Here is an 11,060-nt window from a genome sequence, read left to right as displayed (position 1 = left end):
TTTTTACGCGATGCTGGTTTTCTTTATTACCTATGCTTCTGATGTCTATGGTGTGAATCCGGCCACGGTGGGCTCCATCACGCTTGCCGCACGGGGGATTGGTGCGTTTATCGATCCGGTGATGGGCGCGATGGGTGACAGAACCCGGACGCGACTAGGTAAATACCGCTTCTGGATAATCACATCGGCGCCGGTACTGGGTTTTACAACCTGGATGGTTTTCGCCTCCCCGGATTTCTCCACGACGGGCAGAATAGTTTATATCGCCTGCGTTTATATGCTCTACTCCCTTGTCTCTACCGTGTCGAATATCCCGTACCACTCATTAACGGCCTACATTACAGACAAGGTCAATGAACGCAGTAATATTGTGTTATTCAAGCAATTTACCGGGATTATCGCCCAGTTTATCGTCAGCGCGGGCGGCATTTATATTTTATCTGCATTCAGCCAGACCCGGGATGCGACGGGCAATGTGGTGGTTGATTTTCATAGCTATCACTACCTCGGCATTTTATTTGGGGTTGTGACCACGCTGGGATTCTGGATTTGCGCTTACGGCGCCCGCAGACAGGATAACTGGCAACGTATTGTGCACGATGAAAAGGGATTACAGACCGACCCGTCGGGCGAACAGCAGAATATTGTGGTGGCCGTTTTCAAACAGCTGTCGCTGGCTTTTCGTAGTCGTTCACTGGGATGCCTGGCGTTGGCCTCTTCGGCGAACACGCTGTCCTTAGCGATTACCGCCGGGGTGACCGTTCAGTTTTATACGTGGGTTCTCCACAATACAAAGCTGGTTGCGACGGGAGCATTACTGAATATGCTGTTTGGCGCATCAATATATCTGCTGGTTAAGTGGTTAGTATCTCGCTATGGAAATAAAACGGCATTTGTGATCATCTGTTTTATTGCCATGGTTCCCTCGCTGATACTCTGGCTCACCTTCTCGCCTGAAAATGTCACCTTTACTTTGATACTTCTCGCCTGCGTGATGGCGTTTTGTCAGGGCGGGTCGCTGATTACCTGGATGATGGTCACTGATTGCGCGGATGAATTACGCTGGAAAACGAAAAAGAATGCCGCCGGAATTGCCTCCTCCACATTAACGTTCTCCAACAAATTTGGTTCTGCGCTGGGTGCCTTTGTGCTGGGCGGCGTCCTTGATCTTATTGGTTATCTACCCGGCGCGCAGGCGCAAACGGCGGGAACATTACATGGATTGCTTATTTTGATGGTCCTGACGCCGGTTTGCGGGCAACTCCTGTCACTGTTTTCGATGATTTTTTATACCCTGAACAAAAAAAAACATCAGGCGATCTGCATGAAACTGCTCGGGGATGGAGAGTAATATGAAAGTTGTTATGCTGATGTTTGATACCCTGCGTCGTAATAAGCTCCCGGCTTATCAGGCCGACGCATTTCCTCTGCCTAATTTTAAACGACTGGAGGGGAAAACCGTTCGTTTTGATAATTTCTATGTTGGCTCAATGCCCTGCATGCCAGCCCGACGCGATTTGCATACCGGACGGTTGAATTTCCTGCATCGCAGTTGGGGGCCGCTGGAACCCTTTGATGACTCTATTTTTGAAATCATTAAAAAGCACGGCGTCTATTGCCATTTAATTACCGACCATCAGCACTACTGGGAAGATGGCGGGGCGACCTACCATAATCGCTACAGCAGTTATGAGTTTATGCGCGGACAGGAGGGGGATCTCTGGAAAGCGAAGATTGGCTTCGATGGCGCCCGTGAACTGGATTCATGGAAAAACGCCGAACCGCTGCGCCGTAATATGATCGAGCACGATCAGATTAACCGCAGTTATATGCGTGAAGAGAAAGATGTCCCGCAGGCGCGCTGTTATCAGGCCGGGCTGGCTTTCCTGGCGGAAAACTATCAGCAGGATAATTGGTTATTGCAAATAGAGAGTTTTGATCCGCATGAGCCCTTTTATGTGCCGGATCGCTTCAAGCGCATGGTCGATCCTGAACTGGTCAATAACCCTGACGACTGGCCGGAATACAGTTCGACAGAGAGGATCAATAATCCGCAGAAAGTGGTGAACGGTGAAAAGCATTATCAGGCGCTGATGTTGATGTGCGATGAATATCTTGGCCAGGTGCTGGACTTTTTCGACGCACATCATCTGTGGCAGGACACAATGCTTATTGTGAATACCGACCACGGTTTTATGTTTGGTGAAAAAGAGTGGTCGGGGAAAAGCGTTATGCCGGTGTATAACGAGATTGCGCATGTCCCCTTCTTTATTTGGGATCCCAGAAGTCGACGGGCTGGCGAGTCGCGAACCCAACTGGCGCAGATGCACGATCTGGCGGTGACGTTGCTGGAGGCGTTTGGCATTGAGAAAACGCACAACATGACAGGCAAGGCATTGTCTCCGGTCATAGCGCGACAAATGCCGATTAAATCAGAGGCTATTTTTGGCTATTTCGGCGCGCATGTGTCGATCACCGATGGTCGCTATGTCTATATGAGAGGGAGTCAGTCGCCGGAAAATACCCCGCTATACGAGTACACGCTGATGCCGATGCGCATGCGCAGGATGTTTAATCTCGCTGAATTGCAGGAAGCCACTCTACATCCTGGTTTTGTCTTCACCCACCAGACGCCGGTGCTGAAAATCCCGGGTTCCGCCGGTTTTTACAGTTCTTATGCGCACGGCAATTTGCTGTTCGATTTAGCTCACGATGCGAAGCAGGAGCATCCGCTCTGCGATCCTGAACGTGAAGCGCTGTTTATCCGCAAACTGTCGCAGGCAATGCGTGAGGCGCAGGCTCCGGAAGATGAATGGCGGCGTCTGGGGATCCCCGTCGACGACGCGCGTATTGACGCGGAGTTCGTGCGACAGGAACATGAAATGCGCAAACGGGTGATGCAGCAGTATTTAGGCTCTCTTGCCTGCCTTGATATGCATCCGGATACCCGGGCATTGCTCCTTGAGATAGCGGCCTGCCCCGGAGGGGATAAATTCCTTCAGGATCTGGCAACGATCTCCGGGCAGCGCAGCATCACAAAGCAGGCGGTGAAAGCGCTGTATGACAGCGGTGATTATGAGTCGGCACTATACGGACTGTTCAATAAACCCTACTGAGTCTGCATGCCTCACTCATCCGGGAGCCCGATTTTGCCGGGGCTCCCGTCTATTTTCATCGCTACGCATCAGGCAGGCATTATCAATCCCGGAAACCGTGGTGAGGCGAATGTATTTACACAAATTAATTTTTCAGTTCAAAGTGCTGGTGGATAAAAAGACCTTTACCTCGGCGGCGGAAAGTCTGTTTATCTCTCAACCGACCCTAACCCAAAATATGCAACGACTCGAGTCGGAGTTGGGGATCCCTTTGTTGTTCCGTGAGGGGAAAAAGATTTCCTTAACGGTTTATGGCGAAAGCCTGTATCAGCATGCCTGCCTGCTGGATCGCAATTACCAGCAGGCTTTACTCAGTATTGATGCGATAAAGCATAGCCACAGACAGCAACTGGTGATCGAGTGCGGGCACGCGTGGAGTCATGGCGTCTTATTTCATCTGATGAAGGACTATGTGAGGCTGTATCCGCAAATTCGGATGGTGATCAAAAACAGTAATACTGCACTGGGGCAACAGCATTTACTGAAAGGCGAATGCGATCTTGCGTTAGGGGCGATACCCGCTGCGGAAAACAGAATTGCGGCAATAAATTACCTTCCCATCTTCACGACCCGGTTTGTCCTGTATTGCGCGAGCGATCATCCGCTTGCGTACGTGCCGCAGATTACCGAAGCGCAGCTTAATCACTGTGAGTGGGTCATTCTTAAGCATGAATCGGAAAACGAAGAGTTTAACGATCCTTTGCTTTGTCCTATTTCGCCAGAAAAGGTCAGATTTGAAGTCTGTTCGGTATCGAATGCTATTGCGCTGGCGAAACAGACGCAATGCATTCTGGCGCTTTCCATACATCTGGAAGCCGAAGCGCGTCACCGTGGTCTGCGTCGCCTCAATCTGGCGAAGAACATTCCCTCCTTTGATACCGGCATCATGTACATAGACGATGTGCTGAAGTATGACCATAAGAAAAAATTTATTGAGACCATCATTTCGTCAAAAAGCATGTTTGATCAGAATGATATGTAGCGGTCCACAAACCGTTCAAGCATATTCCCGCCTACTGGCGGGGAGATGAGGTATCCCTGAAAGCGATCGATACCTAATGCTTTCAATATATTAAATTTCTCTTCACTGTCGACCCCTTCGGCAACGCAGCGACTGCCGGTCAGCATACAGTAATAGTTCAGGCTTTTTATCAGCGCCAGCGCGTGTGGATCGCGTTGCATCTCATTGATAATACAAATATCCAGCTTATATTCGTTAAACTGGATCTGCCTGACCGGAAACATCACGCTGCCTTGTGAGAAACAGTCATCGAGCATAATTCGAAAGCCAAGCCGTTTTAATTTGTCGATGTTCGCGGCGGTTTTTCCCCTTTGACTGAACTCGATGGTCTCAGCAAATTCCAGCACCAGTCTGTCCGTTTGCTGTGGCGACACCAGTTGCTGTTTCGCCGCTTCCAGCATTCGTGGAAGGCATTCATGGCTGGCGAGGGCGGCAGGGATATTAAGTGAGAAATAAAACTCCCCGGGATGCTGGTTGATTTTTTGTATCGCTTCCTGCAAAACAAATGCGGTCAGCACCTGCCAGGCGTATTCAGCACGTATTTGCGGCAAAAATGCGCCGGGTTGCAGGACCGTACCCTCGCGCCGCCAGCGTGAGAGAATTTCCATCCCCTGTAAACGGTGGTGGCTATCCACAATCGGTTGAAATACCGGAAAGAGTTGTCGGCAACGGATGGCATGGACGAATTCACGTTCGAAGGCGGATAACGCATCGCTACCGCTTCTGCTCAGCCGGGTTTCTGGGTTGCCGGGAAAGTGTGTCGCCAGTTGCGGGAAATGTTCCGCCATCTTTTTAAGTCCTGAAGTTCTCTGATTATAAAGGGTTTTTTGGCTTATGCCTCGCTGTTGCGCCCGTTCAGGGATATTGTATCCGTGCAGCAAATCCACAATGGCGTTGAGCTCTGGTTTGCTGAGGCCGATTGTCGGCTTGCCATAAATCAACGTCTGGTTATCTGCGCATTGGCCCAAAGGAGGGACATCCTGCAACCCGTGCCCGCGCAATAGCGCGGCAATGCAACGTGTCGGTAAATCCGAGGCGACGGCCCGGATTTCCGTCAGTAGACGGCGACGCGTCACAAGATGCTCCAGCGTGTGCCACAACCAACGGTCAGGACAGCGGCTGAGGATAAGCATCGGCAGGGGGACAGCGGCCTGTTCCAGCAGAAGCGCCGCCTGCTGCAACGTGGTGAGTAGCCAAAGGGGATCGTCAGGAAGAAACACCACGATCCGGCGTGCTGACGCCAGTGCAGGAAGCGTTGAGATATCCAGCGACAGCGAATTAAGCAGCACCAGACGCTGGCGGTCTGGCGTCATCATCCTCGCGAGACCTTCGGCGGCACAGGGGCAGGGGGACAAAATGTAGTCCATCCCCGGCTTCCCCACATCACTGATAAACAAATGTCACCCCAATGATTGACTGAACATTGCCTGCCGTCACTTGTCCGCTGGTTCGTGCGTAGTTGGCCGTTAAGCCGAGGCTCACGGCAGAGGTGCCGACCGTGCCTAATGACACGGTGCTGTTGGCGGGGACGATGGTACCGTTGCGCGTGAGCTGAACACCGATGCCCTTCGCGGGCGAAGACGACGCGGTATTGGTAAAGATCGAATTGGCGGAATCTGCGGTGGTGCCGGAGAGGTAATACGTCAGATTTTGGCTCTGCGCGCAGTAGACCGTCAGCGGAACGGGGGCGGAGCCCGGATAGTCCGGCAGCGTAACCGTGACGTTGCGGGAGGAGACGTCGCAGCCGCCAGTCGGAATGACCACACTATTGTTCGCATAAATGCTCCAGACGAACTGAAAGTCATCGCTGTTTTTGTTGTTGGTCTGGCGGAGAATGAGTTTAGCGATAAGCGTTCCGGCACTGATTGCGACGCCGCCCGCAGAGCTGATTGGCGTCAGATACAGGACGGTCGGCCACGGCTTATCGACTCTCGAGTCATAGATCATCCGTGCGGTTTCGCTGGTGGTCGGAAACGGGTAGCTGGAGCCGTTGTATCTTACGGAGCCGGAAAAACTCGATAACACGCCGCCGTAAGCGGACCCCTGCTGAAGGGTGACATAGTCGGTAATGGTTTCGGGATAATCGTTATGACAAAAAATCTGCGTTGAGAGGTCGACCACCAGGTTTTGCCCGACGTTAACCGCAGGCGAGAGATCAACGTAGACGTTCGCGCTACCACCGCCAATGGGAATGGTCGCGCCGCTGGCGGTTTTGCACGCAAAGGACCAGGCATTGATTGACCAGCCCATCAGCAACAGTGTCGTCAACAGGGTTACGACTCTTTTCATCAACATACTCTCCTGGTCATGCATAGGTATAGGTCACGTTAATCACCGCCTGGATCGTTCCCTGGGTTGCGCCGCCGTTGACCGACAACGCCCTGACCTGCAAAGGAAAACGGGCGGATTGCGAGGCGTCATCCACCACCACTGATTTTGTCGCGCCGGTGTTCAGTCTGTTACCGCTGTCATCCTGGAGTTCAAGCTGGATATTTCCGGCAGTCCCCTGGTTTTTGTAGTAGCCCGTGCTGTCGGCGGTACCGCTGAAGCTGGCGGTGACGCGCGAGGTGCCCACCGGACAATTGCTTAGCTCAAGCGCCACGCTGTGCCACGCGGAGGAGGAACCGGCATTGACCAGACTGAAGGTGTAGAGATCGCCCAGTTCGACGGTGGCAGTGGTGGTCGACACTGTGCACGGCTTGGCGACCACTTTCCCGTTCACGGTAATGGTCACGTCAGCCGCCTGCACAACAGCAGAAGCGGCAAGGATGACTGTCAGTAGCCACCGGGGTTGAAACCATTTCATCAAAGCCTCCGCTTACTGAAATTCAAGAGTGAATGTCGCTGTTGCATTGACGTGTCCCGGCGTGACAGGGAGCTGCGTTGCCATCAGGCGGGCATAAAAGTTAAGCGTATTGGTCTGACCGGGCGTCAGGGTCGTCCACGGAAGGGTGGCGGACCCGGCATTCAGCGGCAGTGTCGTTTGCTGGCCGTTGAGGATCTCGATTCCCATTCCTGCCGCCGCCGATGTTCCGCTGTCGAGTTTCAATAAGCGGGTGTTATCGTTGTCGGCAATACCGATAAAACCGACTTTTACCGCCGTGACCGACGTGCCGCAGGGAGAAAGCACAATACGAAACGGGACGACAGGCGTGGTAGCGCCGATATGGCTGAACTGTTTAGCGGCGTTATCCAGCAAATCGACGGTAAAATCTTTCGATTCGCCCGCCACGGCGCAGGCGTTATCCCTGACGTTTCCGCTGATCGTGATTGTGCTGTCGGCGGCGAACGCACTGGCGCTGACCAGCGAGAAGACGGCACCCAGCAGATAAAGACGTTTGTTCATCATCTTGTCCTTAGCGGCATTGCGCCGTGAGCTGGCTGAGCAACTGTTGTTGGTTTTCTGCGGATAAGCGGTAATCCGCCACACAGCTGGCGTTTGCGCCGTCACCCCATTTCACCCGAACCTTGCCTGCCAGCGGCATACCGCTCAGATAAACCTGACCGTTATCGGCGACGATGCTGCTGCTTTGGCTGCTGTCGGCGGTTACCATTGCGCCGAACGGCACCGGCTTGCCGTTATGGATGAGCGTCATCAGCAGTTTCATCCCGACGTGGGCGTTAAATTCCGCCCGGACGATCGCGCCGTGCGTGGGGACGACGTTGACCACTGCCTCATCCAGATCAACGTTATCGGCGAGCGTATTGGTATCCAGCGCCACCCGGTTTTCCCGGTACTCGGTGGCGTAAGGCAGCACCGCATAGCCACGCCAGTCAGTGCGTACTCCGGTCTGGTTTTCCACTTTCGTGCCCTCAGCGCCGGGAGCCTTAATCAGCACAACCGTGTCATTGAGTGGTTGGCTCAGCGTGACGCCATTAGCATGTGCCAGCACGCCGCCGCTCATCCCGTAATAGAACTGTTTGAGTCCGTCGCTACGGCTGTAACCGACGTTGGCATTGCCAGAACCGCCGCGATAGTTCAGCGTGGCATAGCCAGTGCTGCTGCTGTTACTGTTACCTTCACCACCGCCCGCATAGCCGGTTTGCACGCTGTAGCTGAGGTTATTGTCTTCCAGCACGGTGCCATACAGCCCCGCCAGGTTGGTCATTCGACCGTTGAGGTCATTCGACATGCTGTAGCTGGCGCTGGCGTGTCGCCAGACGGACTGACTGTCCGAGCGCAGCCAGTGGCTGAAAGGAATATTGACGTTAATAGCCAGCATCTGGTCGCGACCATCCTGCCAGGCGTTTTTGGTCAGGCTGTAGCTCAGCGTCCAGTTGATATCGCCGATGGCGGTATTCAGACCGGCCTGCAATTGTTCATCAGCGCTGTCGGTGCCCCAGTAAGTCTGGTGGCTTCCGCTCAGATAGAGCGTGGCGGTGCGGCCTAACTGCTGGGTCAGGCTCACCTGCACTTTGCCGCGCTTGTTATAGGCGAGGTTGTAGTAGTCCGTGAATTTCGGCTGAACCTGTATCACGCCATCCTGCGTTTCGACGTCATGGCCGCTCATCCGACGGTAAGTGGTATCGGCAAAGCTAAAATACCCGCGTGTGGAGTAGCGATAGCCCACCAGTTGGATATTCGTGCCAACGTCGCTGAGTGATTTGTTATAGAGGAAACGCACCGACTGTCCCTGATGTTTGCTGTCATCGGGCAGAGTGGCATTGGCCTGAGTGATGTCCACCGACAGCGCCCCCAGCACCCCCATGTTTTTCCCCACCCCCAGATTGAAGGCGCGGTAGCGGTCTGCCAGTTGTGTACCGCCGTACAAGGTCCAGCCAGCCGGGAGGCCGTGGAGTAAAGTGCTCTGAAAAAAGGTCGGTTCTTCCTGCTGATCGTTACCGCTACGGTACTCTCCGGCGGTGACGGCATAGCGGGTATGGCCTTCACGTTGCAACACCGGGACCGAGGAGTAGGGAACGGTGAAGTTCTGGCTGCTCCCGTCGGCTTCCTTGATGGTAACCTGCAGATCGCCGCCGTTACCCGCGGCATACAGGTCGCTAATGCTGAAGGGGCCAGGCGGTACCGTGCTGTGATAGATCTCATAGCCATTCTGTTTGATGGAGACCTGTGCCGTCCCGCGCGCAATCCCATGGATCACCGGGGCAAAGCCTTTCTGGCTGTCCGGCAGCATATTGTCATCAGATGCGAGCTGCGCGCCGCGGAAGTTAATACCGTCAAAGACATCGCCGTTGGTATAGCTGTCGCCGAGTGTCAGGCGTGAGCGCAACGGCGTGATGTCTCTTTCCAGCCAGGTATTAACGTGCTGCCATTTGTTTTCATTGCTCGAGGCACTCCCGCCGCTGCTGTAGCTCCAGGTGGTATTGTCGCGCAGACGCCACGCGCCCAGATTAAGGCCACTTTGCAGGTTTAAGTAGGCGTAGTTGCTGCTGCCGCCGACGTCGTTCTGGACATTGTTGCCGGTGAAGTTGTAATTCAGTAGCCCGGCGGTAATCCCATGATCCCAGCGTTCCGGCGGGATATAACCGCGAGCCTGATTTCCCATAAAGGCCTGAGGAATCGTCAAATGCAACCGCTGCTGACCCACATCTAAACGGGTGGTGGCGTCAGGGATCATTTCCGTTAACGGGACACAGGCATCCGCTGCCAACACGTTCATTCCACTGACGGCAGCGGTGTTCAGCCCCATTGCGGCGAGCTGTTCACGCGTCAGGCACGGGGTCAGTTCGCGGTGGTTGTCGCTGGCATGAAAAGTGACGTCGCGGGTGGTCATAAACCCCTCGTTCAGATAAATATCGACGCGATATGTGCCGGGGGGGAGCTCATGTCCCTTTTCAAAACCGGAAAGATCCGCGACGGCAGCCGGATCGTCCGCCAGAAAGCGCGGGTTAAAATAGAGTTCTGCCTGCGCGGAAAATGTGTGTGAGGCAAGCAAAAAGGCAAAGGGGATCTGCGCCATTGCGCCTGACAAAAGTGGTGCATAACGCCGCCTGTGGACGAGTCCAGGTTTCAGATATGACATAGTCCCTCCGGTTCAAAATCGCCCGGCTGTCAGTTCTTTTTTTATTCAGGGATCACGCGGATTCCCTGTTCGTTATCGCAGTGCGCCTTTCATGCGCGGCGTGAGTGCGCCATAGTCATTAATGGTTTTATAAGTAATCTCGCTGCCCGCATCGGCTGGCAACTTCACGCGGGCTTCGCCCAGGGGAGGCACAAGGGCATTTTCCAGTACCCGGGTGCCGGCATTGAGTTCGGTCACCGTCAGGTAGTACGGCGTTGGGTTGATCAATGTGAGCGTGCCTGCGCTGCGGCGGAAAGTGAGTTTTTCTGCGGCCTGATCTGGCGGCAGCGCGAGACCGGCTGGACGGTAATACAGCTTGATACGGCTGATAATGGCCAGTTGCAGGGTGTTATCGCTGAGCCTGGATTTGTCCATCGACGGAATGGCTTTGACGTTCATCCAGAACAGACTCTCGCGGTCCTGTGGTAACTGATTGTTGGTTGCATCAAGGATGCGTAAGGTGTTCTCCTTTTTTCCCTGCATGGCAAACAGCGGTGGTGTGACCACAAAACGTCCGTCTTTGACGCCCTCGGCGTTTTCTACCCAGGACTGGATCAGATACGTGCTGCTGTCATCATTATTGGTGACCGCCAGTTGCACCTGTTTTTGACCCGCCGGATAAATCACCCGCGTTGCCCCCAGCGCAACGCCAGCTTCAGCCGGTGTGAATAATCCCATGACGGCTATCATCAGCATCCCGCCCAGCAGGTTGCGCATCATGGTGCGTGTTTTTTTCATGTTTATCCTTGCTGTATTCACCGTCGTTTCCTGTATTTGCTATCTCTGCGGGGTTGTTACTGGTAGGTCAAAGATAACCAGGCTTGTGCATTCGCGACCCCACCGGTGACCTGACGTCCGGTA

The 11,060-nt window shown here is 54.0% G+C and carries 9 protein-coding genes; 3 read left to right on the top strand and 6 right to left on the bottom strand.

Annotated elements, in window-relative coordinates; genetic code table 11:
• The 3 genes from AB7E14_RS13440 to AB7E14_RS13430 all read left to right on the top strand — a co-directional run.
• Positions 1 to 1,351 (top strand): MFS transporter (locus AB7E14_RS13440; RefSeq protein ID WP_428169594.1); only part of this gene is annotated, 1,351 nt, incomplete at its 5' end.
• Position 1,352: 1 nt separating this feature from the next.
• A complete protein-coding gene (locus AB7E14_RS13435; RefSeq protein WP_316962048.1) occupies positions 1,353 to 3,116 on the top strand; it encodes a sulfatase in 1,764 nt (587 codons plus the stop codon).
• A 109-nt stretch (positions 3,117 to 3,225) separates the two neighbouring features.
• Positions 3,226 to 4,137: a LysR family transcriptional regulator gene (locus AB7E14_RS13430; protein WP_044327020.1), complete on the top strand. Its 912-nt coding sequence runs from the start codon at positions 3,226 to 3,228 to the stop codon at positions 4,135 to 4,137.
• Here the strand turns inward: AB7E14_RS13430 and AB7E14_RS13425 are convergent.
• The 6 genes from AB7E14_RS13425 to AB7E14_RS13400 form a co-directional block, all read right to left on the bottom strand.
• Positions 4,122 to 5,543: an EAL domain-containing protein gene (locus tag AB7E14_RS13425; RefSeq protein ID WP_316962047.1), complete on the bottom strand. Its 1,422-nt coding sequence runs from the start codon at positions 5,541 to 5,543 to the stop codon at positions 4,122 to 4,124. The two genes, AB7E14_RS13430 and AB7E14_RS13425, sit on opposite strands and share 16 nt — an antisense overlap.
• Before the next feature lie 16 nt (positions 5,544 to 5,559).
• Positions 5,560 to 6,465, bottom strand: a complete 906-nt coding sequence (locus AB7E14_RS13420; RefSeq protein ID WP_042999427.1) for a fimbrial protein — start codon at positions 6,463 to 6,465, stop codon at positions 5,560 to 5,562.
• 16 nt (positions 6,466 to 6,481) lie between these two features.
• Complete coding sequence (locus AB7E14_RS13415) at positions 6,482 to 6,982, bottom strand: fimbrial protein (RefSeq protein WP_044254116.1); 501 nt, start codon at positions 6,980 to 6,982, stop codon at positions 6,482 to 6,484.
• A gap of 12 nt (positions 6,983 to 6,994) precedes the next feature.
• On the bottom strand, positions 6,995 to 7,522 hold the full coding sequence (locus AB7E14_RS13410; protein ID WP_044327018.1) for a fimbrial protein: 528 nt from the start codon (positions 7,520 to 7,522) through the stop codon (positions 6,995 to 6,997).
• A 10-nt stretch (positions 7,523 to 7,532) separates the two neighbouring features.
• Positions 7,533 to 10,160: a fimbrial biogenesis usher protein gene (locus AB7E14_RS13405; RefSeq protein WP_316962046.1), complete on the bottom strand. Its 2,628-nt coding sequence runs from the start codon at positions 10,158 to 10,160 to the stop codon at positions 7,533 to 7,535.
• A gap of 72 nt (positions 10,161 to 10,232) precedes the next feature.
• Positions 10,233 to 10,937: a fimbria/pilus periplasmic chaperone gene (locus AB7E14_RS13400; protein WP_042999431.1), complete on the bottom strand. Its 705-nt coding sequence runs from the start codon at positions 10,935 to 10,937 to the stop codon at positions 10,233 to 10,235.
• Positions 10,938 to 11,060 lie beyond the last annotated feature (123 nt).

Origin of the sequence: Citrobacter sp., from assembly GCF_050252275.1 — a bacterium.
Taxonomy (GTDB): domain Bacteria; phylum Pseudomonadota; class Gammaproteobacteria; order Enterobacterales; family Enterobacteriaceae; genus Citrobacter_A; species Citrobacter_A amalonaticus.
Note: the sequence above shows the minus strand (reverse complement) of the source record. Positions and strands in the feature narration are given on the sequence as shown.

Coding starts and splice junctions, on each gene's coding strand:
- AB7E14_RS13425 (WP_316962047.1), bottom strand. CDS start 5,543: ATGGACTACATTTTGTCCCCCTGCCCCTGTGCCGCCGAAGGTCTCGCG.
- AB7E14_RS13405 (WP_316962046.1), bottom strand. CDS start 10,160: ATGTCATATCTGAAACCTGGACTCGTCCACAGGCGGCGTTATGCACCA.
- AB7E14_RS13410 (WP_044327018.1), bottom strand. CDS start 7,522: ATGAACAAACGTCTTTATCTGCTGGGTGCCGTCTTCTCGCTGGTCAGC.
- AB7E14_RS13415 (WP_044254116.1), bottom strand. CDS start 6,982: ATGAAATGGTTTCAACCCCGGTGGCTACTGACAGTCATCCTTGCCGCT.
- AB7E14_RS13430 (WP_044327020.1), top strand. CDS start 3,226: ATGTATTTACACAAATTAATTTTTCAGTTCAAAGTGCTGGTGGATAAA.
- AB7E14_RS13420 (WP_042999427.1), bottom strand. CDS start 6,465: ATGAAAAGAGTCGTAACCCTGTTGACGACACTGTTGCTGATGGGCTGG.
- AB7E14_RS13435 (WP_316962048.1), top strand. CDS start 1,353: ATGAAAGTTGTTATGCTGATGTTTGATACCCTGCGTCGTAATAAGCTC.
- AB7E14_RS13400 (WP_042999431.1), bottom strand. CDS start 10,937: ATGAAAAAAACACGCACCATGATGCGCAACCTGCTGGGCGGGATGCTG.